Origin of the sequence: Kitasatospora cineracea, from assembly GCF_003751605.1 — a bacterium.
Classification (GTDB): Bacteria; Actinomycetota; Actinomycetes; order Streptomycetales; family Streptomycetaceae; genus Kitasatospora; species Kitasatospora cineracea.
In genome coordinates this window covers 3,649,375-3,673,320 of sequence record NZ_RJVJ01000001.1, presented here as the reverse complement: position 1 = coordinate 3,673,320, position 23,946 = coordinate 3,649,375, and the positions used below count along the sequence as shown (strand labels likewise).

Annotated in this window: 25 protein-coding genes; 11 read left to right on the top strand and 14 right to left on the bottom strand. The window is 75.7% G+C overall.

Translation table 11 applies throughout. The features are described 5' to 3' along the window. Positions 1 to 39: 39 nt before the first annotated feature. Entirely contained in the window at positions 40 to 795 is a 756-nt protein-coding gene (locus EDD39_RS16715) for an SDR family oxidoreductase (RefSeq protein ID WP_123556906.1), read from the bottom strand. A 124-nt stretch (positions 796 to 919) separates the two neighbouring features. Here EDD39_RS16715 and EDD39_RS16710 point away from each other — a divergent pair, with 124 nt between their 5' ends. Both EDD39_RS16710 and EDD39_RS16705 read left to right on the top strand, forming a co-directional pair. Continuing rightward, complete coding sequence (locus tag EDD39_RS16710; protein WP_030911806.1) at positions 920 to 1,546, top strand: TetR/AcrR family transcriptional regulator; 627 nt, start codon at positions 920 to 922, stop codon at positions 1,544 to 1,546. A gap of 75 nt (positions 1,547 to 1,621) precedes the next feature. Next, on the top strand, positions 1,622 to 2,365 hold the full coding sequence (locus EDD39_RS16705; protein ID WP_123556904.1) for a DUF2470 domain-containing protein: 744 nt from the start codon (positions 1,622 to 1,624) through the stop codon (positions 2,363 to 2,365). Between the two features lie 65 nt (positions 2,366 to 2,430). Here the strand turns inward: EDD39_RS16705 and EDD39_RS16700 are convergent, their stop codons facing one another. Beyond that, the gene (locus EDD39_RS16700) at positions 2,431 to 3,684 is read right to left on the bottom strand and encodes an LPXTG cell wall anchor domain-containing protein (RefSeq protein WP_123556902.1); all 1,254 of its coding nucleotides are present in this window, start codon (positions 3,682 to 3,684) and stop codon (positions 2,431 to 2,433) included. A 152-nt stretch (positions 3,685 to 3,836) separates the two neighbouring features. Continuing rightward, on the bottom strand, positions 3,837 to 4,622 hold the full coding sequence (locus EDD39_RS16695) for a VOC family protein (RefSeq protein WP_123556900.1): 786 nt from the start codon (positions 4,620 to 4,622) through the stop codon (positions 3,837 to 3,839). Between the two features lie 210 nt (positions 4,623 to 4,832). Between EDD39_RS16695 and EDD39_RS16690 the strand changes: the two genes are divergently transcribed. Beyond that, positions 4,833 to 6,038: an NAD(P)/FAD-dependent oxidoreductase gene (locus tag EDD39_RS16690; RefSeq protein ID WP_123556898.1), complete on the top strand. Its 1,206-nt coding sequence runs from the start codon at positions 4,833 to 4,835 to the stop codon at positions 6,036 to 6,038. A 42-nt stretch (positions 6,039 to 6,080) separates the two neighbouring features. On the opposite strand, the gene EDD39_RS16685 is transcribed toward EDD39_RS16690, so the two are convergent. The 5 genes from EDD39_RS16685 to EDD39_RS16665 form a co-directional block, all read right to left on the bottom strand. After that, the gene (locus EDD39_RS16685) at positions 6,081 to 6,368 is read right to left on the bottom strand and encodes a DUF1876 domain-containing protein (protein ID WP_208765514.1); all 288 of its coding nucleotides are present in this window, start codon (positions 6,366 to 6,368) and stop codon (positions 6,081 to 6,083) included. 103 nt (positions 6,369 to 6,471) lie between these two features. Further along, complete coding sequence (locus EDD39_RS16680) at positions 6,472 to 6,684, bottom strand: hypothetical protein (protein WP_123556894.1); 213 nt, start codon at positions 6,682 to 6,684, stop codon at positions 6,472 to 6,474. A 53-nt stretch (positions 6,685 to 6,737) separates the two neighbouring features. After that, positions 6,738 to 7,454 (bottom strand): anti-sigma factor family protein, encoded by a 717-nt coding sequence (locus EDD39_RS16675; protein ID WP_123556892.1) that lies wholly within the window; start codon positions 7,452 to 7,454, stop codon positions 6,738 to 6,740. Further along, on the bottom strand, positions 7,451 to 8,023 hold the full coding sequence (locus EDD39_RS16670; protein WP_123556890.1) for a sigma-70 family RNA polymerase sigma factor: 573 nt from the start codon (positions 8,021 to 8,023) through the stop codon (positions 7,451 to 7,453). Before EDD39_RS16670 ends, EDD39_RS16675 begins: the two co-directional genes overlap by 4 nt. A 285-nt stretch (positions 8,024 to 8,308) precedes the next feature. After that, positions 8,309 to 8,869, bottom strand: a complete 561-nt coding sequence (locus EDD39_RS16665) for a hypothetical protein (RefSeq protein WP_148089461.1) — start codon at positions 8,867 to 8,869, stop codon at positions 8,309 to 8,311. 203 nt (positions 8,870 to 9,072) lie between these two features. Here EDD39_RS16665 and trxA point away from each other — a divergent pair, with 203 nt between their 5' ends. Continuing rightward, entirely contained in the window at positions 9,073 to 9,456 is a 384-nt protein-coding gene (gene trxA / locus EDD39_RS16660; RefSeq protein ID WP_078914469.1) for a thioredoxin, read from the top strand. A gap of 196 nt (positions 9,457 to 9,652) precedes the next feature. Here the strand turns inward: trxA and EDD39_RS16655 are convergent, their stop codons facing one another. Then, the gene (locus tag EDD39_RS16655) at positions 9,653 to 10,408 is read right to left on the bottom strand and encodes a pirin family protein (RefSeq protein ID WP_123556886.1); all 756 of its coding nucleotides are present in this window, start codon (positions 10,406 to 10,408) and stop codon (positions 9,653 to 9,655) included. A 179-nt stretch (positions 10,409 to 10,587) separates the two neighbouring features. Here EDD39_RS16655 and EDD39_RS16650 point away from each other — a divergent pair, with 179 nt between their 5' ends. After that, positions 10,588 to 11,691 (top strand): WD40/YVTN/BNR-like repeat-containing protein, encoded by a 1,104-nt coding sequence (locus EDD39_RS16650; protein WP_123556884.1) that lies wholly within the window; start codon positions 10,588 to 10,590, stop codon positions 11,689 to 11,691. 36 nt (positions 11,692 to 11,727) lie between these two features. On the opposite strand, the gene EDD39_RS16645 is transcribed toward EDD39_RS16650, so the two are convergent. Further along, positions 11,728 to 12,192 carry a MarR family winged helix-turn-helix transcriptional regulator gene (locus EDD39_RS16645; protein ID WP_123556882.1) on the bottom strand — a complete coding sequence of 155 codons (465 nt, stop codon included), beginning with the start codon at positions 12,190 to 12,192 and terminating at the stop codon, positions 11,728 to 11,730. A gap of 120 nt (positions 12,193 to 12,312) precedes the next feature. On the opposite strand from EDD39_RS16645, the gene EDD39_RS16640 reads away from it, so the two are divergent. After that, a complete protein-coding gene (locus EDD39_RS16640) occupies positions 12,313 to 13,047 on the top strand; it encodes a dioxygenase family protein (protein ID WP_123556880.1) in 735 nt (244 codons plus the stop codon). 148 nt (positions 13,048 to 13,195) lie between these two features. Then, the gene (locus EDD39_RS16635) at positions 13,196 to 13,573 is read left to right on the top strand and encodes a hypothetical protein (RefSeq protein WP_123556878.1); all 378 of its coding nucleotides are present in this window, start codon (positions 13,196 to 13,198) and stop codon (positions 13,571 to 13,573) included. A gap of 14 nt (positions 13,574 to 13,587) precedes the next feature. Here EDD39_RS16635 and EDD39_RS16630 read toward each other — a convergent pair whose 3' ends face one another. Then, entirely contained in the window at positions 13,588 to 14,229 is a 642-nt protein-coding gene (locus EDD39_RS16630; protein ID WP_123556876.1) for an NAD(P)-dependent oxidoreductase, read from the bottom strand. A 183-nt stretch (positions 14,230 to 14,412) separates the two neighbouring features. Between EDD39_RS16630 and EDD39_RS16625 the strand changes: the two genes are divergently transcribed. Together EDD39_RS16625 and EDD39_RS16620 are read left to right on the top strand one after the other, a co-directional pair. Further along, positions 14,413 to 15,186 (top strand): TIGR03084 family metal-binding protein, encoded by a 774-nt coding sequence (locus EDD39_RS16625; RefSeq protein ID WP_123556874.1) that lies wholly within the window; start codon positions 14,413 to 14,415, stop codon positions 15,184 to 15,186. Positions 15,187 to 15,291: 105 nt separating this feature from the next. Beyond that, the gene (locus EDD39_RS16620) at positions 15,292 to 16,926 is read left to right on the top strand and encodes a multicopper oxidase family protein (RefSeq protein ID WP_148089460.1); all 1,635 of its coding nucleotides are present in this window, start codon (positions 15,292 to 15,294) and stop codon (positions 16,924 to 16,926) included. Between the two features lie 68 nt (positions 16,927 to 16,994). On the opposite strand, the gene EDD39_RS16615 is transcribed toward EDD39_RS16620, so the two are convergent. Next, positions 16,995 to 17,177, bottom strand: a complete 183-nt coding sequence (locus tag EDD39_RS16615; protein WP_123556870.1) for a hypothetical protein — start codon at positions 17,175 to 17,177, stop codon at positions 16,995 to 16,997. 46 nt (positions 17,178 to 17,223) lie between these two features. Here EDD39_RS16615 and EDD39_RS16610 point away from each other — a divergent pair, with 46 nt between their 5' ends. Beyond that, positions 17,224 to 17,703, top strand: coding sequence for a hypothetical protein (locus EDD39_RS16610; protein ID WP_123556868.1), 480 nt, complete (start codon positions 17,224 to 17,226; stop codon positions 17,701 to 17,703). 3 nt (positions 17,704 to 17,706) lie between these two features. Here EDD39_RS16610 and EDD39_RS16605 read toward each other — a convergent pair whose 3' ends face one another. Together EDD39_RS16605 and EDD39_RS42080 are read right to left on the bottom strand one after the other, a co-directional pair. Next, positions 17,707 to 19,056 carry a hypothetical protein gene (locus EDD39_RS16605; RefSeq protein ID WP_244256756.1) on the bottom strand — a complete coding sequence of 450 codons (1,350 nt, stop codon included), beginning with the start codon at positions 19,054 to 19,056 and terminating at the stop codon, positions 17,707 to 17,709. Further along, positions 19,046 to 21,370 (bottom strand): hypothetical protein, encoded by a 2,325-nt coding sequence (locus EDD39_RS42080; protein ID WP_162870046.1) that lies wholly within the window; start codon positions 21,368 to 21,370, stop codon positions 19,046 to 19,048. The genes EDD39_RS16605 and EDD39_RS42080 overlap by 11 nt, the downstream gene beginning before the upstream one ends. A gap of 136 nt (positions 21,371 to 21,506) precedes the next feature. Between EDD39_RS42080 and EDD39_RS16595 the strand changes: the two genes are divergently transcribed. Next, the gene (locus EDD39_RS16595) at positions 21,507 to 23,930 is read left to right on the top strand and encodes an ATP-binding cassette domain-containing protein (RefSeq protein ID WP_123556866.1); all 2,424 of its coding nucleotides are present in this window, start codon (positions 21,507 to 21,509) and stop codon (positions 23,928 to 23,930) included. Positions 23,931 to 23,946: the final 16 nt, after the last annotated feature.

Here is a 23,946-nt window from a genome sequence, read left to right as displayed (position 1 = left end):
GTTCGGGCTGCCCCTGGTCGGTTCGGCCTGCGGGCCCGGTCACAGGCCGGCGCCGAGGGTGACGCCGCCGTCGATGACCAGGGTCTGGCCGGTGATCCAGCCGGCGTCCGCGGAGAGCAGGAAGCAGACCGCGCCGGCCACGTCCTCGGGCAGGCCGAGCCGGCCGAGCGGGTAGGCGCGGGCGACCTTCTCCTCGCGGCCCGCGTAGAGCGCCTCGGCGAACTTGGTCTTGACCACGGCGGGGGCGACCGCGTTGACCCGGACGTCCGGGCCGAGTTCGGCGGCGAGCTCGGTGGTGAGGCGGATCAGCGCGGCCTTGGAGACGCCGTACATGCCGATGCCGGTGGAGGCGCGCAGGCCCGCGATGGAGGCGACGTTGACGACCGCGCCGCCGTGCTCGCCCATCCAGGCGGCGTGGGCGCGGCGGGTCCAGGCCAGCGGGGCGAGCACGTTGACGGCGAGGATCTTGGCCGCGACGCCCGGGTCGGTGTCCAGGACGGGGCCGTGGACGGGGTTGATGCCGGTGTTGTTGACCAGCAGGTCGAGGCGGCCGTAGGTCTCCAGGACGGTGGCGACGGCCTCCTCCTGGTGCGCGGCGTCGTCGGACTTCCCGGCGACGGCGATCGCGTGGCCGGGCCCGCCGAGCGCCTGGACGGCCTCGTCCAGGGTCTCCTCGGTGCGGGCGGTGAGGCAGACCTTCGCCCCGCGCCGGACCAGTTCCCGGGCGATGCCGAACCCGATGCCCCGGCTCGCGCCGGTGACCACGGCCACCTTGCCCTCGAACGACACTGCCATCGTCGTACCTCGTACCTCTCGGAGCGGATGTGACTAAGCGCTTGCTTAGCATCTTTGCGGCGGGCGACACTGTCAACAGCCCGGCCCGCCGGGCCGCGCCGAACCGTCTGGGAGGATTGACCCCATGACCGACCCAGCGACCGCCGCGCTCTGGCCCGGGGAGCGCACCGAGGCCGCCCGGCGGCTGCTGCTGGCCGCCGTGGACTCCTTCGCCCGCCGCGGCTACCACGCCACCACCACCCGGGACATCGCCACCGCCGCCGGGATGAGCCCGGCCGCGCTGTACATCCACTACCCGTCCAAGGCCGCGCTGCTCGCCGAGATCTCCCGCACCGGCCACCGGGCCACCCTGGAGCTGGTGGAGCGGGCCGAGGCCGCCGGGTCCGACCCGGTGGAGCGGATGCGGGCGCTGGCCGAGTCCTTCACCGTCTGGCACGCCCGCGGCCACACCGTCGGCCGGATCGTCAACCACGAGCTGCACGCGCTGCCGGAGGAGGACTTCGCGGCCGTCGCCGAGCTGCGGATCCGGATCGAGGAGACGGTGCTGCGGATCATCGCGGACGGGGTGGCGCAGGGCCTGTTCCGCGTCCCGGACCAGCGCACCGCGGCCCGTGCGGTCACCTCGCTCGGCATCGACGTCTCGCGCTGGTACACCGAGCGCAGCAGCGAGTCCCCGGAGGAGCTGGGGCGCCGGTACGGGCAGCTGGTGCTGCGGATGCTGGGCGCGCCGGCCGGGCGGACCGGGGACTGAGGGCGCCCCCGCGCTGGACTGCCAACCCTCCCATTGATTAGGTTAGCCTTACCTAAATCACAAGGAGGCTTCCTCGTGCTGCCCCAGCCCGCCCGCCGCCCCTCCCCCGCCGAACGCGCCCGCACCCTGCTGGAGTTCGCCTCCTCGGCGGTGCTGGACGTCCGCGGCGCCGACCTCACCGCCCGCCCCGGTCTGCCCCCGCAGGTCGCCTGCGCGCTGCGGCCGGACGGCTCGGTGGCGGTCCTGGTCGGCCGCGAGTCCGCCCTGCACCGGATCACCGCGCTGGCCCGCGGCCCGCTCACCGCCGAACTCGACTGCGTGGACGTCGCCCCCGTCGCCGTCCCGCACCGCGTCCGCGGCCGCCTCGGGGTCCAGGGCCTGCTCACCCGCTCCCCCGGCGAGAGCGCCACCGCACTGTTCCCGCACCGCGACGGCGTGCTGCTCCGGCTGGCACCCGACCACCTGGCCCTGGACGACCTCTGGGGCTCCGAGTGCTGCCTCGACCCGGACGCGCTCACCACCGCGGCCCCCGACCCGGTGGCCGCCGAGGAGGCCGGGCTCCTCCAGCACCTGGCCGCCGCCCACGCCGACCGGCTCCTGCTGCTCGGCGCCGGCGCCCTGGCCGGACGCCCCGACGGCCCGCCGGGCCGCCTGCACGAAGTCCGCCCCGTCGCCCTGGACCGCCACGGCCTGCGGATCCGCCTGCTCGGCGACACCGGCACCCTGGACGCCCGCTTCGACTTCCACCGCCCGGTCACCCGCCCCGACGACCTGCCGGAGGCCATGCACCGGCTCTTCCTGCCGACGCTCACCCCCTGAGACGCGCGACGGCCGCGCGGCGGGTGCCGCGCGGCCGTCGTACCGTCCGGGGTTCCGGCGGGCGGTCAGGACTCCCGGGAGCGGCGGCGGGCGACCACCAGGGCGCCCGCGCCGAGCGCGATCGCGGCGGCGCCGCCGACCGTCAGCGAGCGCACCGGGGCGTCCGTGCCGGTGGAGGCCAGCTGGGCGGCAGTGGCGCCGGTACCGGTGCCCGTCGCGGTGGTGGACCCGGTGGTCGCGGTCGTGGTCGTGGTGGACCCGGTGGTCGCGGTCAGACCGGCCTGGGTGACGCCGCTGCCGTCCTTCGACGGCTGCTCGGTGCCCTGCTCAGCGCCCTTCCCGCCCTGCTCGGCCTGCTCGGCCTGCTCGGCCGCCGCCCGGTCCCGGGCCTGGGCCTCGGCGAGGCCCTTGGACAGGAAGGCGCGCAGCGCCGTGCCGGTGCGGTCGCCGTTCACCGACTCGATGAAGTCCGCGTCCAGTGCCGCGTTGGCGGCCTTCCGCACCTCCGGGCCGAACGACATCGAGCGGAGGGTCTGGATCCGGTAATCGTCCATCATCAGCCCGTGCGACTTGCCCAGGTAGGCGGCGATCTCCGCGGAATCGCCCCGCTCCAGCACGGCGAGCGCCTCGGCGCGCAGCCCGGCGCTGATGAGCGGGTCCGCGATGAACTGGGAGAGCTTGACCCGGTTGTCGGAGTTGGTCAGGTCCGGGACGGTGACGTGCAGGAAGTGCTCGATCGCCTCCGGGCTGCCGTCGTCGAACGCCTTCTGGGCCGCCTCCCAGATCGGGGTATCCGGTCCGGCCGCGCTCATGATCTGGGCGGCCTTGACGTTGTTGTCGTCCCGGACGACCGTGGTCAACTCGACGTCGAGGAAGTGCTGGATCTGCTCGGCGGTACCGGCCTCCGCCTTCTTCACCGCCTTGTAGTAGTGGTCGTAGTGGCCCGGCTCCGCGAGGGCCGCGGCCAGCCGGGCCCGCAGCGCGGCCTCGTCCAGCACCGGCGTGGCGGGGGTCTCCGGCGCAGAGGGGGTCTCCGGCTCGGCAGGTGTGACCGGGGCAGCGGGCTCGGCAGGCGTGACCGGGGCAGCGGGCTCGGCAGGCGCAGCCGGAGCAGCGGGCTCGGCAGGCGCAGCCGGGGCAGCGGGGGCGGCAGGCGCAGCCGGAGCAGCGGGGGCGGGCTCGGTGTCCGGCACGGCGGCGTCCGGGGTGGACTGGCCGGTCGGGATGGTCTCGGCCATGGCCTGCACGGTGCCGAAGACGGTGGGCGCGGAGACGGCCGCGACGAAAACGGCAGCGGCTATCGACCGACGGATGCTCAAAACTCCCCCAGGAAAGGTGGTACGCGCGGGAGCCGCCGCCGTGGTGAAGCGGTCACACGGCGGCGGACGCAAGGGATCGTACCGGAACCTTACCTGCCGTCATAACGTATTCTTTTCAGACTCTTTGCTGGGAAATTCCCGTTCCGGGCCGTTCAGCCGGCGGGCCCGAGCACCGAGAAGTGGCCGCCCTCCGCGTCCGCGAGCCGGGCCACCCGGCCGTACGGGGAGTCGGCCGGGCCGTCCAGGACGCGGCCGCCGAGGGCGGTGGCGCGGCGGGCGGCGGCGTCGGTGTCGGGGACGGAGAAGAAGACCTCCCAGTGCGGGGCGAGGTCCTTGGCGGCGCGCAGCGCGGCGACGCTGCGGTCCTCGGAGCGCAGCACCACCCGCTCGTGCTCGTAGCGGACCTCGAACCGCCCCGGGTCGCGGTCGTCCCAGCGGAACACCTCGCCGTAGAAGAGCGCGGCGGCGAACGGGTCGGCGGTGCGCAGTTCGATCCAGGCGGGGGCGCCGGGCTCGGCGGTCCAGGGGGCGTCGCCGGGGCGGGCGTCGGCGGGTTCGCCCTCCCAGATGCCGAAGGTCGCGCCGAACGGGTCGGCGGCCAGCGCGACCCGGCCCGCGTCGAAGGAGAGCGGGCCGACGGCGAGGGTGCCGCCGCGCTCGCGGACGCCGTCGGCGGCCCGGTCGGCGCTCTCGATGCCGAAGTAGGTGGTCCAGGCGACCGGGCGCTCCCAGTCGGTGCCGAGCTCGCTCAGCCCGGCCACCTCGACGCCGTCGACCACCGCGCGCAGGTACGGGCCCCAGCGGTCCGGTCCGGGGACGAACTCCCAGCCCAGCAGCGGCCCGTAGAAGCCCTGGGCGGTCGGCAGGTCACGTGCTGTCAGGCCGACCCAGCACGGCACCGCGGGCACGCAGCGCACCGTGGCCGTTCGCTCCACCATCCCGCGGGCTCCCTTCGCCGCTCCGCCGGCCGGCCGGCCGGACCCGCCCCAGCCTAGGTCCGCGCCCCCGCCGGAGCGTGGTCCGCCTCGCGGGCGAATCCCGGTGGCGGCGGGGCGCCGACCGGCGCGGGTCCCCCGGTCGGGCGTGTGGCGGTGCCAAGGTCGGGCAGGACGGCTACAAGGGAACGCCGCTGTGGAAGGACGTGGGGCATGGACACCGGGATCGTGATCGTCGGGGCGAGCCTGGCCGGGGCGAAGGCCGCCGAGGCGCTGCGCGCCGAGGGCTACCGGGGGCCGGTCACCCTGGTCGGCGACGAGGCCGAGCGGCCGTACGAGCGGCCGCCGCTGTCCAAGGGGTACCTGCTCGGCAAGGACGAGAAGGAGAAGATCTACGTCCACCCCGCCGACTGGTACGAGCAGCACGAGGTGGTGCTGCGGCTGGGCACCGCGGCCACCGCGATCGACCCGGCCGGGCACACCGTGACGCTGGAGGGCGGGGAGCGGCTGCCGTTCTCGAAGCTGCTGCTGGCCACCGGTTCGGCGCCGCGCCGGCTGCCGGTGCCGGGCGGGGACGGGGACTTCGTGCGGACGCTGCGCCGGGTCGGCGACAGCGAGCAGTTGCGGGCCGCGTTCCGGCCCGGCGCCCGGGTGGTGGTGGTCGGCGCGGGCTGGATCGGGCTGGAGGCGGCCGCGGCGGCCCGCACCGCCGGGGCGGAGGTGACGGTGCTGGAGGCGGCCGAGCTGCCGCTGCTGCGGGTGCTGGGCCGGGAGGCCGCGCAGGTCTTCGCCGACCTGCACCGGGCGCACGGCGTCGACCTGCGGTTCGGCGCAAAGGTCGAGGAGCTGCGGGCGGACGGGGTGCGGCTGGGCGACGGCAGCACCGTCCCGGCGGACGTGCTGCTGGTCGGCGTCGGCATCTCCCCGAACACGGCGCTGGCCGAGAACGCGGGCCTGACCGTCGACAACGGGGTGCGCACCGACCAGCACCTGGCCACCTCGCACCCCGACGTGTTCGCGGCGGGCGACGTGGCGAACGCCTTCCACCCGCTGTTCGGCAGGCCGATCCGGGTGGAGCACTGGGCGAACGCGCTCAACCAGCCCGCGGTGGCGGCCGCTTCGATGCTCGGCAAGGCGGCCGTGTACGACCGCGTCCCGTACTTCTTCACCGACCAGTACGACCTGGGCATGGAGTACACCGGCTACGCGGAGCCGGGCGGCTACGACCGGGTGGTGTTCCGGGGCGACGTCGCCGGGCGGGAGTTCATCGCGTTCTGGCTGTCCGGCGGGAAGGTGCTGGCCGGGATGAACGTCAACGTCTGGGACGTCACCGACCCGATCCGCGAACTGGTCCGCTCCGGGCGGGCCGTGGACCCGGAGCGGCTGGCCGATCCGGCGGTGCCGCTCGACGAACTCTGACCGGGGGCGCGGTCGGGTCAGGTCGGGTCAGGTCGGGTCGGGTCAGGTCACGTCGCGCCACATCAGCGGGGCGGTCGGGTCGGCGGTGGGCCGGGCGACCTCCTCGTGGGCCTTGGTGAGCAGTTGCATGGCGAGGTCGTTGAGCGCGCGGGCCCCGGCGACCTCCTCGCCGACCCGCAGCTGCGGGCTGTCGTCGTGGTGCCGGGTGGAGTAGCCGTGGCCGCGCAGTTCGCTGCCGTCGGCGAGGCGGACCAGCGCGGCCGCCTTGGTCCGGTCGCCGTCCTCCTCGAACTCCATCTCGATGTGCCATCCGACCAGGGTCCTCATCATGGCCGCCACCTCCCGGGTGGGTGCGGGGTGTTCGGGTCGTCGGGCCGGTCCGGCCCCTTCCAGGGTGCGACGGGCGGGCCGGGGCGGCCAGGCGGGGGCGGGGTCAGCAGCGGTTGAGACCGCTGCGCTCGGGGTCGGTCGGCGGTTCGCCGACCACCTCGCCGTCGTCCTCGCCGACCACCTCGCCGGCGGGCTCGTCGCAGGGTTCGCGGCCGGTCTCGGTGTGCACCACCCGCACCGGGTGGTGCGGGTCTTCCTGGTGGACGATCCGCTGCGGTCGGCCGCAGCGCGGGCAGAGCAGGGGGATCTGGTTCATGGCCGCTGTCCACGCGCCCCGCGGCGGGCAGTTCCCGGGCCCGCGTGGCCTCCTCACTCCAAGTGTGCCGCGAAGTGCGCCGCACCGGCCCGGTCAACGGGGTGGACCGGGACGGTGACCAGCACCGACGTCCCGGCGCGGACCTCGAAGCGGGCGATGGCGGCCGGGGCCAGCCCGCTGCCGCCCGCGGTGCGCAGCCCGGTGGTGGCGCCGTAGCCGGTCGGCGGGACGGTCCAGGTGGTGACGGTCTGCCGGGTGCCGTCTGCGCCCACGGCCACCAGCTCGCAGGTCTGCGGGCCGGGGACGTGCCCCAGGTCGAGGGTGATCCGGCTGCCCCAGGGCGCGGGGTCGACGCCGACCGTGGCGGACACCCCGGTGGCCGGATCGGTGGCGCTGAACTGCTGTGCGGCGGACGCCACTTGGCCGGTGTCGACGACCGCCCAGGTGATCGCGGGCCCGCCCAGCGCGAGGACCGCCGCGACGGCCGCCAGCACCAGCCGCCGCACCCGGGCCCGCCGCCGCTCGCCGGCCACCCGGCCGAGCAGCCGCTCGACCGGCTCCGGCCCGTCCTCCTGCGGCAGGTGCACGTCGGCGGCGAGTTCGGCGAGCAGCGCGGTGGTGGGGGCGAGTTCGGCGGCCTCGGCGGTGCAGCGCGGGCAGTGCGCGAGGTGCTCGGCGAACCGGGCCGCGCGGTCGGGTTCGAGCACGCCGAGCAGGTGCGCGCCGAGGTCGGCGTGCGGGTCCTCCGGCCGGTCCGGGACGGCGGTCATCGGGTCTCACCCCGTTCCTCCAGCGCGAGCCGCAGGGCCCGCAGGGCATAGTGCAGCCGGGACCGGACGGTGCCGGGCGGCACGCCGAGGACGGCGGCGGCCTCGGTGGCGGTGCGGCCGCGCAGGTAGGTCTCGGTGATCGCGGCGCGGTGCGCGGCGGACAGCGAGTCGAGCGCGTCGGTGAGCGTCATCAGCCGCAGCGCGCGGTCGAGTTCGTCCTCGGCGGCGGGGGCCTCGGCGTCCGGGAGCCGGTCGAGCGCGCTCTCCGGGACCTCCCGGGGGCGGGCCCGGGCGCTGCGGTGGCCGTCGATGACGATCCGGCGGGCGACGGTGGCCAGCCAGGGCCGCAGGCTGCCGCGGGCCGGGTCGAGCCGGTCGAGGTGGCGCCAGGCGCGCACCAGGGTCTCCTGCACGACGTCCTCGGCACGCTGCCGGTCGCCGCCGACCAGGTGCAGCACCAGCCCGTACAGCGGCCCGGCGTGCTCCCGGTACAGGGCGCGCATCAGCCGGTCCTCGGCGGCGGGGTGTCCGGTGCTGCGGGGGCCGGTGCTGCGCGGGGGGTCGGCCACGGCGCCATCCTCGCGCGCGGGCCGGGACGGGGCGATCGGGCGCGGCGGGCGGGGGGCGCGGGGCGGGCGCGGGCTCTCAAGTCCGGGGCGGCTCGTGTCGATAACCGTTGCGGGGGTGCGGCTCGGGCGCCAGCGCCGCACCCCCTCTGCCGACAGTTCTGCCGACAGCTCTGCCGACAGCTCTCCCGGGTGCGGCCCGGTCCCGCGCTCCACGGCCCGTCCCCTCTCGTCCCGTCCTGTGCCGTTCCGTCCTGTGCCGTTCCGTTCCGGCCCGGCGCCGGGCGCTCAGTAGCCGCCGCCGGACGGCGTGCTGGGTGTGCCGCCGCCGGTGGGCATCGCCTTGCCGCCGGTCGGGGTGGCCGCGAACCAGGTGCCGCCGACGCCCTGGCCCTTGGTCTCGCCGGGCTTGGTGTCGGGGGCGTAGCGGTACAGCGGCCAGCCGTTGAGGGTGAGTTGGTGGCTGCCGTCGGGGCGGGTGACGGTGGAGACCAGCTTGGCGTCGATGCCCTTGAGGTCGGCGCTGCCGCTGCCGTTCGCCAGTTCGGGCGGCCACAGGGCGGCGCAGGCGTCGGTGCAGTGGGTGGCCGGCGGGTTGTCGGTGTCCTGGTCGAAGCGGTACAGGGTGAAGCCCTGGCCGTCGGTGACCAGGGTGCCGAGGGTGGCGTCGTGCTCGGTCATCAGGGTGCCCTGGCTCTGTCCGGGGTTGCCGGTGTGGCCCGCGGAACTGCTGCTGCTTCCGCCGCCGCTGCTGCCGCAGCCGGCGACCAGGGCCGCGGCGGCCAGGGCGCCGGCGGCGAGCAGGGTGAGGCGGCGGCCGCTGGGGACCGTCCGGCCGGTGGTGGTCATCGGGGTGCTCCCGTCCGGGAGGGTGCGGTCCGGTCGTCCCGCCCGGCCCGCGGGCCGGGGTTCGACCGGTTCGCCCGGGGGTACGTACGGCGGGTCCCGGGCGTTCACGTGCCCGCGGCCCGCGGAATAGTTCCGCAGGTGGCGGGGTTGTGCGGGGCGAAGGGCCCGATCGGCGGGGCCAGGTCTGCGAGAGGCAGGTGGCGATGATGAGCACGGTGGAATTGACCAAGGACAACTTCGACGAGGTGGTCCAGGGCGAGGACGGCAAGGGCTTCGTCCTGATCGACTTCTGGGCGGCCTGGTGCGGCCCCTGCCGCCAGTTCGCGCCGGTCTTCGAGCGTGCGTCCGAGAAGCACGGGGACATCACCTTCGCGAAGGTCGACACCGAGGCCCAGCAGGAGCTGGCCGCGGCGTTCGACATCCGGTCGATTCCGACCCTGGCGATCATCCGCGAGGGCGTCCTGGTCTTCGCCCAGCCCGGAGCGCTCCCCGAAGCCGCCCTGGAGAACCTGATCGACCAGGCCCGGAAGCTCGACATGGCCGAGGTCCACGCCGGCGTCGAGGCCAAGAAGGCCGCCCAGAACTGACCGCCCCCGCAGGGCGGTTGCCCTGACGGCCGCGCAGCACCCGTAGGACCCGCAGCACCTGCGGCACCCGAAAAGGGGCGCCCGGAGAACCACTTCTCCGAGCGCCCCTTTCGGCTGCCCCGCCCGGCGCGGCCGGGCCCGGTGCGGACACAGCGGAGGCCCGCCGGGCGGGCGGGCCTCCGGGGGGTGGGGAGGGTCAGTTGAGGGCGGCGGTCATTTCCCACTGGAGGAGTTCGGCGCCCTCGGGGCCGGCGGTGACGCGTTGGCCCTCGGCGGCGGTGATGCGCAGGGCGTCGCCCTGGTGGAGGAGGCCGGCGCCCTCGACGGCGGCTTCGCCGCGGGCGACGTAGAGGTGGACGAAGGGGGCGGTGGCGAGTTCGAGGGTCTCGTCGGGGCGCAGGCGGGCGACGTGCAGGGCGGCGTGCTTCTGGCGGATGCCGATGGCGCGCCGGTCGGCGTGCTTGGCCATGCCGGAGGCGAGGGTGGTCCAACCGCCCCGGGTGAGCTGGTCGTTGATGTCGAGCTGCTCGTAGCCGGGGGCGATGCCGGCGGTGTCGGGGATGGTCCACATCTGGACGAAGCGGACCGGGTCCCGGTGGGCGGGTTCGCCGGTGAGCGTCCAGGAGTCGTTCTTCTCGCTGTGCAGGATGCCGCTGCCGGCGCTCATCCGCTGGGCCAGACCCGGGTAGATGACGCCGTTGTGGCCTTCGGAGTCCTGGTGGACCAGGCCGCCGTCGAGCACCCAGGTGATGATCTCCATGTCCCGGTGCGGGTGGGTGTCGAAGCCGGTGCCGGGGGCGACGGTGTCGTCGTTGGAGACCAGCAGCAGGCCGAAGTGGGTGTTGGCCGGGTCCCAGTGGTGCGAGAACGAGAAGGAGTGCTTGGAGTCCAGCCAGCCGGCGCGGGTGCGGTAGCGCTCGTCGGCGCGGCGCAGGTCGATCGTGGATGCCATCGGGGGCCCTCCTCCGTCGGGGACGTGCACGGTGTCGTCCACCGTGTTGTTGAATTGTAAACCATTTGGGGGGCGGCAGGCATTCCCGGGCCGCCCGGCGCGGTGGCGTGCGGGTGTCAGTGGCCGGGAGCACACTGCTTCGGGACCGCGTACGACCGAGTCTCCGGGTGGGTTCGACGATGAACGATGTACGGGATGCACGGGATGTCCTGCTGGCCGTCGGCACGCAGAAGGGCCTGTTCCTGGGCCGCAGTTCGGACCGCGGGAGGTGGGAGTTCAGCGGGCCGCACTTCCAGATGAACGCGGTCTACGCGGTGGGCATCGACCGCCGCGGCGGCCGCACCCGGCTGCTGGTCGGGGCGGACAGCAGCCACTGGGGCCCGTCGGTGTGGTGGTCGGACGACCTGGGCGCCAGCTGGCAGGAGCCCGCGCGGCCCGCGGTGCGGTTCCCCGAGCGGACGGGCGCCTCGCTGGAGCGGGTGTGGCAGCTGCAGCCGGCCGGCGAGGAGGCCCCGGGCGTGGTGTACGCGGGCACCGAGCCCGCCGCGCTGTTCCGCTCCACCGACGGCGGCGAGAGCTTCGAGCTGGTCGACGCGCTGTGGGACCACCCGCAGCGCGAGCACTGGGGCGCGGGCTTCGGCGGCCAGGGCATGCACACGATCCTCACCGACCCGCGCGACCCGGACGCGCTGCTGGTCGCGGTCTCCTCCGGCGGCGCGTACCGCAGCGCGGACGGCGGGGCCGGCTGGGAGCCGTCCAACACCGGCATCCGCACCGACTTCCTGCCCGAGCGGTTCCCCGAGTTCGGCCAGTGCGTGCACAAGATCGCCCGGGACGCGGTCGACCCCGACCGGCTGTACCTGCAGAACCACGGCGGGGTCTACCGCAGCGACGACGCCGGGCGGACGTGGAAGTCGGTCGCCGACGGCCTGCCCGCCGACTTCGGCTTCGGCGTCGCCGCGCACCCGCACGACCCGGACACCGCGTACCTGTTCCCGCTGGACGCCGACTACGCCCGGCTGCCCGTCGACCGCCGCTGCCGGGTCTTCCGGACCACCGACGCGGGCGACACCTGGCAGCCGCTGGACAACGGACTGCCCACCGAGCAGCACTACGGCGTGGTGCTGCGCGACGCCCTGTGCACCGACGACGCCGACCCGGCGGGCGTCTACTTCGGCAACCGCAACGGCGAGGTGTACGGCTCCCCCGACGGCGGCGAGCACTGGTCGCTGCTCGTCTCGCACCTGCCGGACGTGCTGTGCGTGCGGGCCGCGGCGCTCTGACCCGCGGGCCCCTCGGCGCCCGCGGGCCGGGCCGGCTCAGGAGTCGGCGGCCCGCAGCCGCTCGCTGACGGTGCCCAGGACGTCGGCCAGGGCGGCGAGCTGCTCCGGGGTGAGCACGTCGATCAGCGCCTCGCGGACGGCGGCGACGTGCCCCGGGGCGGCGGCCCGCAGCGCCGCCCAGCCCTGGCCGGTGAGCTCGGCGAAGACGCCGCGCACGTCGCTCGGGCAGGAGCGGCGGCCGACCAGGCCGGCCTTCTCCAGCTGGGTGACCTGGTAGGTGAGGCCGCTCTTGGAGGTGACCAGGCGGTCGGCCAGGTCGGTCATCCGCAGCGAGCCGCCGGGGGCGGCGGACAGCTGCACCAGGATCTCGTACTGGGTGTGGGAGAGCCCCGCGTCCTCCTTGAGCTGGCGCTCCAGCCGGCGGGCGACCAGGTTGGTGGCCGCGACGAACCCGCGCCAGGCGGCCATCTCGGTCTCGTTGAGCCAGCGGGGATCGTCCATGCCCGCAGTCTACTCCGGTTGTTCAAATTCGAACTCGGGTGTACCTTCGGGGTCACAAGGTTCAAATTTGAACTACAGGTCGGCAGCCGCCGGCGGCCCCGGCAACAGGAGGACGGACCCATGAGCACCCCCACCACCGAGCGCATGCCCGCCCTCTACCTCTCGCACGGCGCGCCCCCGCTCGCCGACGACCCGGTCTGGCCCGGCGAACTCGCCGCCTGGTCCGCCGACCTGCCCCGCCCCAAGGCGATCCTGATGGTCTCCGCGCACTGGGAGGAGGCCCCGCTGGCGATCGGCGCGGTGCGCACCCTCCCGCTGGTCTACGACTTCTGGGGCTTCCCCGAGCACTACTACCAGGTGCGGTACGCCGCCCCCGGCACCCCCGTGCAGGACGTGCCGGACCGCGGACTCGACCACGGCGCGTACGTCCCGCTGGTCGAGATGTACCCGGACGCGGACATCCCCGTCCTGCAGGTCTCCCTCCCCACCCTCGACCCGCAGCAGCTCCTGGAGATCGGCCGCAAGCTCGCCCCGCTGCGCGACGAGGGCGTGCTGATCGTCGGCTCCGGCTTCTTCACCCACAACCTGCGCGCCCTCTCCCCCGACGGCCGGATCACCTCCGTGATGGCCGAGTTCGACGACTGGGGCCGCCGCGCCCTGGACGCCCGCGACCTCGACGCCCTGCTCGACTTCGAGCACAAGGCCCCCGCCGGACGCCTCGCCCACCCCCGCACCGAGCACTTCGCCCCGCTCTTCGTCACCCTCGGCGCCGGCGAGGCCGACCTCGGCGCGCAGCGCAGCGTCATCGACGGCTTCTGGATGGGCCTGGCGAAGCGCTCGATCCAGCTGGGCTGACGGCGGGGGTCCCTCCTGCCCGGGCTCGTCCTTACGCGTCCTTTCCGTGGCGTCCGACAGAATGCGGACGGTGGACCGGTGGACCGGTGGACCGGCGGTCGGTGGACCGGCGGGCCGGTCGTCGAGCGGAAGGCGGGAGGTGGGAGCGATGGCCAGGGCGCGGTACTGCCTGGCACTGATGGTCGTCGGCTGGGCGGGCAGCTGGGTGGCGCTGCGGTCCGAGGAGAACGCGCAGGAGCTGCTGAAGCACTGCCTGGACAGCCCCGGCCTCCCCGGGTACGCGCTGCTGCTGGCCTGGGCCGGGCCGGTGCTGAGCCTGGCCGCCGCCGGCTGGGCGGTCCGGCCGGCGCTGCGGACGCTGCGGGAGACCAGCCGGCCGATCAGCGCCGGGCGCGGGCTGCTGTTCGTGGCGCTGCCCGCGGCCCTGCTGATCGGGGTCTTCCAGGGCGCCGTCCTCGAGGACGGGCACACGTACCGCGGGGCGCAGCGGAGCCCCTGCGCGGGGGCCGCGACGGCCCTCCGGTAGCGCCCGCGGCGGCGTCAGTAGGCGCAGGTGAAGCGTTCGCCGTGGTGGGCGGGGTGCTCGAGTTCGTCGACCAGGGCGACGGCGAGGTCCGGGAGGGAGAGGGTGGACAGGCCGTCCGGGGTCTCCACCAGGGCGTCGGTGTCGGAGCGGTAGGCGCCGGTGCGCTCGCCCGGCAGCAGGCTCTGCGGCGGGCTGAGCACCGTCCAGTCGAGGTCGCGGACGGTGCGCAGGTAGTCCAGGGCCCGGCCGTGGGCCCGCATCAGCTCGAACTGGCGGGGCGGCACCGCCGGGTCGTCCCACAGCGGCGTGCCCGCCGCGGTGGTGAGACTGCCCGCGCTGCCGACCACCAGAAGGCGCGGGGCCGCGTCCGCGAGCTGCCGCAACCCCGCGACCAGCGCGTGCGCGGCGGGCTCCACCAGCCGCCCCCGGCCGGGGCCGTCCCCGCCGCCGACCGCGCTCACCACCGCCTGCTGCCCCTGCGCGACCCGCGCCACGTCCGCCGGATCCAGCACGTCCCCGCGCTCCACCCTGATCGCCAGCCCCTGGTACTCCTCCGGCCGCCGCACCACCGCCGTCACCAGGTGCCCCCGCGCCAGCGCCTCGGTCACCACGCACCGGCCGATGCCGCCGTTCGCTCCGATGACCGCGATCCGCATGCTCGACCAGCCTCGCTCTCCGCGTCCGGGAATCCGACGTTTCATCAGAACACGCGGACGCCGGGTGGGGCGGGAGGCCGCCGGGCGGGCTTCGAGAGGACGGGGGCGGGGTGGGATGCGGGGGGCGGGGTTCGGGTAGGGGTGGGGGGTCGGGTCGTCGGGTGGGGAAAAGGGGTCGGACGGATGGACGGGCTGGTGGCGGATCTGGTGGCGGAGGGGGAGGACGTGGAGGCGCTGGTGGGCGGGGCGGGGGTGATGGGGGTGGAGACTCCGGCGGCGGGGTGGACGGTGGCGCACCAGGTGGCGCACCTGGCGTGGACGGATCGGTGGACGTTGCTGGCGGTGCGGGATCCGGCGGGGTTCGCGGCTGCGCTGGGGCGGGAGTTCGCGGCGGGGGCGGCGGCGGTGGACCGGGGGGCCGCGGAGGGCGTCGGGGAGGATCCGGCGGCACTGGTGGGGCGGTGGCGGGCGGGGCGGGCGGAGGTCGCGGAGGCGCTGGCGGGGGTGTCGCCGGAGGTGCGGGTGCCGTGGTTCGGGCCGCCGATGAAGGCGCGGTCGATGCTGACGGCGCGGCTGATGGAGACCTGGGCGCACGGGCAGGACATCGCGGACGGGCTCGGGGTGGAACGCGTCCCGACCGACCGCCTGCGGCACGTCGCGCACCTCGGGGTGCGGACCGTCGGCTTCGCGTTCGCCGCGCACGGGCGGCCCGCGCCGGAGGTGCCGATCAGGTTCGAACTGCGTTCTCCCGGTGGCGGGTCGTGGTGCTGGGGGCCGGAGGACGCGACCGACCGGGTGAGCGGACCGGCGCTGGACTTCTGCCTGCTGGTCACCCAGCGCCGGCACCGCGACGACCTGTCGCTGACGGCGGAGGGCTCCACCGCGCGGGCCTGGCTGCCGATCGCCCAGGCGTTCGCCGGTCCGCCCGGGGAGGGGCGGAAGCCGCTGCGGGGGTGAGGGCCGGGGCGGGGCCACGAGGCGGCCGCAGCAACGATGTCCGAGTGCGGGCGTGCGGTGCGGCGGGCTCGGCGACCCGTCCGATTTGACCTAGATTGCCCGGTTATGGAAGACAGTGGCTCGATCAGCCGGCGGACAGTGCTCAGGGCGGCCGCCGTCGCCGGTCTCACGGCGGTGGCGGGAACGGCCGGGGCGGGGACGGGGGCCGCGGCGACGGGAGGGGCCCCGCAGCCGGAGTTCCCGCAGCCCGGGTTCCCGCAGCCCGGGTTCCCGCAGCCGGTGACGGTGCGGCGGCGGCCGGCGCCGGGGCGGGTGCCGTCGGTGCTGGAGCAGGTGCTGGACGTCCGGTTCGCCGAGGTCGAGGTGCCGGGCCACGGACGGATCACCACCCGCGCCTACAACGGGGCGCTGCCGGGGCCGACGCTGCGGGTGCGGGCCGGGGACACCCTGCTGCTCACGCACGTCAACGGGCTGCCGCCGAACCCGGCCGGGTCCGACCACGGGCCCCGGATGCCGCACCGTCCCAACAGCTTCAACCTGCACACCCACGGGATGCACGTCTCCCCGGCCGGGCACGCCGACAACGTGCTGCGGGAGTTCGCGCCGCGCGCCGCGGCGGGCGACCCGGAGCCGCGCTACCGCACGGTGGTGCACGTCCCGGCCGACCACCCCGCCGGGACGTACTGGTACCACCCGCACCTGCACGGCTCGACCGCCGAGCAGCTCGCGGGCGGCCTGGCGGGGGTGGTCGTGGTGGAGGGGGACGTCGACGAGGTGCCGGAGATCCGGGCCGCCGCCGACGTGGTGGTCTGCGTCAACGAGCTGAAGCTGCGCGACGGCCGGGTGCCCGCGTTCACCTCCGGGGCCTGGCTGACCGGGGTGCCGTCGGTGTTCACCGTCAACGGCGCGGTCAACCCGGTGCTGGCGCTGCGGCCCGGCGAGGTGCAGCGGTGGCGGCTGGTCGGGGCCACCGCGTTCACCGCGCTTTCGCTGCGACTCGCAGGTCCGACAGGTGAGTTGACCATGCACCGGATCGCCCAGGACGGGGTGACGCTGCCCGCGCCGGTGGCCGCGGGAACGGTGGAACTGGTGATGGGCAACCGGGTGGACGTCCTGGTCCGGGGCGGCGCGCCCGGGCGGTACGAGCTGCGGGCCGAGCGGGTCGAGCAGCCGCTGCTGACCGTCGAGGTGGCGGGCGAGCCGGTCGACCCGCCGATGGGCCTGCCGGCCGCGCTGCCGCCGGGCCGCCCGCCCCTCGACGAGCGGGACGTGACCGGCCCGGGCCGGGAGGTGGTCTTCCACGTCGACCCCGGGGTCTTCCCGCAGCCGTTCCCGGACGCCTTCCGGGTCCTGGGCAGCCACCCCACCCCGCCCGCCCGCCCCGGCGGCGACCTGCGCCACGACCCGGCGTACGGCCTGTACGACCCCGGCTACGTCAACCACCTGCTCCCGCTGGGCCGCACCGAACGCTGGACGGTGCGCACCGGCGAGACCTCCCCCGGCTTCAACCACCCCTTCCACCTGCACACCAACCCGTTCCTGGTCACCCACCGCAACGGCGTCCGGCTGGACCCGCCGGTCTGGCACGACACCGTCGGCCTGGCGGGCGGGCACCCCGGCGAGTCGGTGACCTTCCTGGTCCGCTACGAGGACTTCACCGGCCGGGCCATCGCGCACTGCCACCAGCTGCACCACGAGGACCTCGGCATGATGCAGACCGTGGAGTACGTGGAGGGTTGAGCCCGGCCGCCTCCGGCCGGACGCGTCCTCGCTCCCCCTCCGGTTCGGCCGGGTCCGGGGCGGGGCCGTTACAGCTGCTCGAACCGGAAGGAGCGGATGAAGCAGTCCCGGGGCTGGGCGAGGGCGAACAGGACGCAGTCCGTCACCGACTGGGTGGTGAGCGGGTCGGCGGCGGTGCGGGGCGCGGTGTGCCAGGACGGGGCGAGCGGGTCGGCGCCGGTGATGACCAGGGTGCGGTCCTTCGGTTCCATCGGGGCCTCCGTCGGTGGGGCGTCTCCTGCGGGGGAAGATACCGGGGTGGACGGGAGGGCCGAGGTGGCGGGTTGGGGTGCGGGGGTGGCGGCGCCGTGCGGTTGTGGGGCGTGGGGGCGGCGGGAGGTCGGGCAGGTGGTGCGGGGCGGGCAGTTGGGGTGGGACGCCGAGTTCCGGTGCGGGGCGTGCGGGGGCGGCGGCTGCCTGGGGTTCGGTGGGGAGGACGCGCCGGACTGGGTCCGCGGGCCGCTGCTGGAGCGGTACGGGCCGGTGCTGGTGCGGCTGGTCGGGCCGGGGGTGGACCGGGGTGCGGTGCTGCGGGTGGTGCGGGCGGCCTGGCCGGTGACGCTGCCGCAGGCGGCGGGGCTGTTGCGGCAGTTGGCGGGGGACGGGCTGGCGGGGACGCCCGCGGAGGCGGCCTGGCTGTGCGGGCGGCTGGCCGAGCGGGGGGTGGCGGCGGAGGCCGTCCCGGGGCGGGGCATGGTGGTGGCCGGGGCCGACTGGCCGTGGGGGCTGTCCGGGTAGGGGTCAGTCCTTGGGGTCGGTGGGGCGGCGGCGGTGGGTGGTGCGGGTGAAGGCGCCGGTGGTGACGCGGGCGGCGAGGGTGTCGTCGGGGCCGGAGAGGAGGGAGCCGTAGCCGGTGGCGGCCCAGAGGCTGCGGTCGGCGGGGACTTCGAAGTAGGGGACGGTGCGGCCCTGGTCGCGGACGGCGAGGACCTGGGGGGAGCGGCGGGCCTTGAGGGCCTGGGCGCAGTCCTCGCAGACGGCGACGTCGACGCGTTCGCGGCGGCCGAGCGGGCGCCAGGTGGTGCGGCGGGCGGCGGTGCCGTGGCGGGGGTCGAAGAAGCAGAGCGGGAGCCGGGGTTCGGTGGCGAGCGCGGCGCGGCCCTCGGCGGCCAGGGCGAGGACGCCGGCCAGGTCGGGGAGGCCGTCGGCGGCGTCCAGGACCCGGCCGGCCGCGTCGTAGGCGTCCAGGGCGCGGCCGAGGCCGGGGGTGGTGCTGCCGTCGGCGCCGTCCAGGAGGGTGCCGAGGGCGAGCACCTCGTCGGCGGCCTGGCGGCGCAGGCCGGCCTCGTCGGCGGCCCGGTCGGCGGCGAACACCGCGTCGGGGAAGGTGAAGGCGGTGTGGCGGGGGCGGCGGCGGCTGCGGGCCACCAGGGCGGCGCCGATCACCAGGGCGAGCACCAGGACGGCGGCGAGGGCGAACAGGCCGGTGGAGGACGAGGAGGAGCCGGGGGCGCCGGCGGTGTCGTCGGTGTGCGGGCGGGCCGAGTACTCGCGGTCGACCCGGTCGGCCTCGGCCTTGTAGACCTCGGTGCCCTTGCCGGTGCTGATCAGTTCGACCGCCCGGCCGACCTTGGCGGCCAGGCCGGCGTCCTTGAGTTCCTTGAGCAGGCTGACGGCGTTGGCCGAGTCGCGGACCTGGTGGGTGTCGGAGGGCCACTCGTAGCCGTTCAGCCAGCTGCCGTAGTCGTCGCTGGTGATCATGATCAGCGGTGACTGGCCGAGGCGCTCCTGCACCACGGCGGACAGCCCCTTGGCACGGCCGCCGAAGGCGTCGCCCTGCTGCAGCGGCACCAGCACCACCTTGATCGGCAGTCCGGTGGCGGCGATCTGCTCGGCGATCTGCTGCTGCTGGGCGGGGGTGACGGCGGCGGCGAAGGCCGGGTCGACGTACACCGGGGAGGTCTTGAGCGCCGCGGCGATGCTCTCGCCGGTCGCCGTGGTGGCGGGGGTGGCGTCGGCGCGGGCCGGGGCGCCGGTGCCGAGCAGGGCGGCGCAGGCCAGCAGCAGGGCGGCCAGCAGGCCCGGCAGCGGCCGGTGGCGCGGGGCGGCGGTCGCGGCGGTCGCGGCGGCGGTGGTGCGGTCACTGGACACTGGCGGACTCCCTGGCCCTGAGGACGAGTGCGTCGAGGTTCTCGAGCGCGGCGGGCAGGACCTGGCCGGACCGGTCCCAGACGGTGGCCTCGGTGCGGCCGTCCGCGCCGGGCACCCGGAGCAGCAGCTTGTCGGCCTCGGCGCGGCGGGCGGCCCGGTCGGCGGCGGGGCGGTCGGCGCCGCTGCGCCGGAGGGCGTCCCGGCAGCCGGTGCACAGGCGGGCGGTGCCGGTGCCGAGGTCGACGACGGGGAACCAGGACGGGACCCTGCCGCCGTCGGCCGCGCCGTGCAGCGGGCTGAGCCGGCACAGCCGGGCCTCCCGGCTGCCGTGCAGGGCGTCGAACCCGGCCCGGGCGAGGGCGGTGGCGGCGGCCAGGTCGGACGGGTCGGCGGTGCGGCCGCCGTCCTCGCCGAGCAGGAGTTCGGCGGCGTCCAGGCAGTCCCAGGCGCGGGCCCGGCCGGAGGCGTCCTGGTCGGCGGCGGCGAGCCGGACGGCCAGCGCCCGGGTGTCCTCGGCGGCCCAGCCGCGCAGTTGGCGGGCGGACGGCTGGGCCGCGGTGCGCCGGGGGCCGGGGGCGGCGTGCTGCGGCGGGGTCGGGTCGGCGGCCGGGGCGCGCCGGGAGCGGACCACCGCCCGGGTGACGGCGATCGCGGCCCAGGCGAGCAGCAGCAGGACGCCGTACAGCATGAAGCCGAGCATCAGGCCGGGGCCGAAGTCGCTGCTGAACAGCGGCGGGAGCTTGTTGCTGCGCAGTTCGGGCAGGGCGGTGGGACCGTTGCCGTAGGCCGGTTCGCCGGTGGGCCGGGCGGCGGCCACGGTGTCCAGGACGCTGTTCAGCCGGTCCGGGATGCGCAGGTCGTCGGAGGCGGTGCTGCGGTCGGGGTAGCGCAGGTCGGCGCGCCGGAAGCGGGTGGGGGCGTCGGTGCCGGCCGGGCCGAACTCGGCGAGTTCGAAGTAGCCGCCCACCGGGTCGACCTGCACGTACACGCCGTCCCGGCCGGTGCGCTGGTGCACCTGGGCGAGCAGGGTGGTGCCGCTGCCGCCGCTCTCGTCGTCGCTGTCGGACCCGGTGAACAGCAGGTACACCGGGGTCCTGGCGGCCAGCTCGGCCGTCCGCTGCCGGACGGCGGCCAGTTGGGCGGGCGTCAGCACGGTCGGGGCGGAGGGGTCCTGGTAGATCCCGTCGGCGGCGAGCGCGGCGGCGGCCTCGGTGGTGCGGGCGTCCAGGTCGGCCCGGGTGACGGTGAGGTCGGGGTCGTCGAGGGTCTGCGGGAAGACCTTGGGGGCGGCGAGCACCACGCCGAGCACGGCGGCGACCGTGGCCAGCAGGGTCACCGCGAGCACGGTGCGGCGCAGCGGCGCCGGGGCGGGCTGCCCGGCCTTCTTCCCGGGGCTCTTGGCGACGGTGCTCTTCGCGGGGCTCTTGGCGGTGGGGCCCTTGGCGGCGGGGTCCTTGGCCCTGGCGAGGGCTACGGCCTGCTGCTTGCCCAGGTCGACGGCCCCGGGCCGGCGCGCGGCGGGGGCCGGTTCGGTGGGGCGCGGGAGGCCGCGGCGGCGGGAGAGCCGCAGGCCGAGGGCGAGCAGCAGACCGGGGAGCACCACGACCGCCAGGCCGAGCAGCAGGTTCTGGTTCTGCCGGTCGGTGGCGGAGATGTAGCGGCCGGCGTAGTCGTCGTCGCCGTGCCGTTCCGTCGCGAGGGCTTCCGCGGCGGCCCGGTCCTTGCCCAGCCGGACCTTGTCGGCGAAGACGGTGAACCCGGCCAGCGGCCCGGCGTCGTACGGGGTGACGTGGTTGGCGATCCGGGCGGCGTCCTCGGCGGGGAGGTCGACGCCGAACGCGGAGACGGTCAGGCCGCCGTACTTCTGCACCAGCACGTACAGGCCGTCGGCGCCGAGCCGGTCGTGCACCTGGGCGAGCAGCGTCCGGTCGGCGTCGGGCAGCACCAGCACGTAGGTGGGAACGCCGGTCCGGCGGGCGACGGCGGCGAACTCCGGGCCGAGCGAGCGGGGCACCTGGCGCGGCTGGTCGGCGGAGATGTAGACCGGGTCCCTGCGCAGTTCGGCGGCCAGCCGCTCGGCCTGGGTGGCCTCGGCGGGCAGCAGCCCGGCCGCGGAGCCGGAGGCGGCGGGCGCGGAGGCTGCGGGTGCGGTCGCGGCGGCGGTGGGCCCGGGGGTCGGGTCGGCGGCGGTCGCCGGGGTGGCGGCGGCGGTGAGCAGCGCCAGTGCGGCCAGGACGGCGGCGGCCAGCGGGGCTCCCGGGGCCACCGGCGTGGCCGACCGGCTCCGGTCCGCCGTCCGCTTCTGTGTCCGCATGGGTGCCTCCCGGGTGGTTCGGCCGGTCACTTTACCCGCGCTTTATGGAGACGCGGACCGCTGCCCGTCGGTTCCGGGTGGTTGGATCGGGGCCGCGGGGTCGCCACGGGCGCCGCCGGACGGAGGGACGAGGACGATGAGCGGCGCGGCGGCGACGAGCGGTGCGGACGGGCGGCACCCGGCGGACAGCCACGACCTGATCCGGGTGCACGGGGCCCGGGTGAACAACCTGAAGGACGTCAGCGTGGAGCTGCCCAAGCGCAGGCTGACGGTGTTCACCGGGGTGTCCGGCTCGGGCAAGAGCTCGCTGGTGTTCGGGACGGTCGCGGCGGAGTCGCAGCGGCTGATCAACGAGACGTACAGCGCCTTCGTGCAGGGCTTCATGCCGTCGCTGAGCCGCCCCGAGGTGGACGTGCTGGACGGTCTGACCACCGCGATCGTCGTGGACCAGCAGCGGATGGGCGCCGACCCGCGCTCGACGGTGGGCACCGCGACGGACGCCAACGCGATGCTGCGGATCCTGTTCAGCCGGCTCGGCGACCCGTACCTCGGGCCGCCGCCCGCGTTCTCCTTCAACGTGCCGACGGTGCACGGCGCGGGCGCGATCACGGTGGAGCGCGGCGAGGGCACGACGACCGAGGAGCGGACGTTCGGGCGGAGCGGCGGGATGTGCCCGCGCTGCGAGGGCCGGGGCAGCGTCTCGGACATCGACCTGGGGCAGCTGTACGACGGCACGAAGTCGCTGAACGAGGGCGCGCTGACCATCCCCGGCTACAAGCCCGGCGGCTGGAACCACCGGCTGTACACCGAGTCCGGCCTGGTCGACCCGGACAAGGCGATCGACGCGTACGGCGAGCAGGAGCGGCACGACTTCCTGTACCGGGAGCCGGTCCGGATGAAGATCGCCGGCATCAACATGACCTACGAGGGCCTGGTGCTGCGGGTCCGGAAGTCCATGCTGGCCAAGGACCGGGCCGCCCTCCAGCCGCACGTCCGCGAGTTCGTGGACCGGGCCGTCGCCTTCGCCACCTGCCCCGAGTGCGACGGCACCCGGCTCGGTCCGGGCGCCCGCGCCTCCAGGATCAGGGGCGTCTCGATCGCCGACGCCTGCGCCCTGCAGATCAGCGACCTGGCCGACTGGGTACGGGAGTTGGACGAGCCGACGGTGGCCCCGCTGCTGGCCTCGCTGCGCCAGCTGCTGGACTCGTTCACCGCGATCGGCCTCGGCTACCTGTCACTGGACCGCCCGGCCGGGACGCTGTCCGGCGGCGAGGCGCAGCGGGTGAAGATGATCCGGCACCTGGGCTCCTCGCTGACCGACGTCACGTACGTCTTCGACGAGCCGACCACCGGCCTGCACCCGCACGACATCCAGCGGATGAACGGGCTGCTGCGGCAGCTGCGCGACAAGGGCAACACGGTGCTGGTGGTGGAGCACAAGCCGGAGACCATCGAGATCGCCGACCACGTGGTCGACCTCGGCCCGGGGGCCGGCTCGGCGGGCGGCGAGGTGTGCTTCGAGGGCAGCGTGGCCGGGCTGCGGGCCAGCGGCACCGTCACCGGCCGGCACTTCGACGACCGGGCCGCGCTCAAGCCCGAAGTCCGCACCCCCACCGGCGCGTTGGAGATCCGCGGGGCCGACGCGCACAACCTGCGCAAGGTCGACGTGGACGTGCCGCTGGGCGTGCTGGCGGTGGTGACGGGCGTGGCGGGCTCCGGGAAGAGCTCGCTGGTGCACGGCTCGCTGGTCAGCGGGAAGGCGCTGGCGGGCGGGGTACCGGAGGGCGTGGTGGCGATCGACCAGAGCCCGATCCGGGGCTCGCGGCGTTCCAACCCGGCCACCTACTCGGGCCTGCTGGAGCCGATCCGCAAGGCCTTCGCCAAGGCGAACGGGGTGAAGCCCGCCCTGTTCAGCGCCAACTCGGAGGGCGCCTGCCCGGCCTGCAACGGCGCGGGCGTGGTCTACACCGACCTGGGCATGATGGCCGGGGTGGCGACGGTCTGCGAGGAGTGCGAGGGCAGGCGCTTCCAGGCCGCGGTGCTGGAGTACCGGCTCGGCGGCCGGAACATCGCCGAGGTGCTGGCGATGTCCGTCGACGCGGCGCGGGAGTTCTTCGGCGCCGGCGAGGCCCGCACGCCCGCCGCGCACACCGTCCTCAAGCGGCTCTCCGACGTCGGCCTCGGCTACCTGACGCTCGGCCAGCCGCTCACCACGCTCTCCGGCGGCGAGCGCCAGCGCCTCAAGCTGGCCGCGCAGATGGCCGAGAAGGGCGGCGTGTACGTGCTGGACGAGCCGACCGCCGGACTGCACCTGGCCGACGTCGAGCAGCTGCTCGGCCTGCTGGACCGGCTGGTCGACTCCGGCAAGTCGGTGATCGTGGTCGAGCACCACCAGGCGGTGATGGCGCACGCCGACTGGATCATCGACCTCGGCCCGGGCGCCGGCCACGACGGCGGCCGGATCGTCTTCGAGGGCACCCCCGCCGCCCTGGTCGCCGACGGCAGCACGCTGACCGGCCGCCACCTCGCCGCGTACGTCGGGGCGCGCGCCGGCGCCTGACCGGACGGGCGCCGAG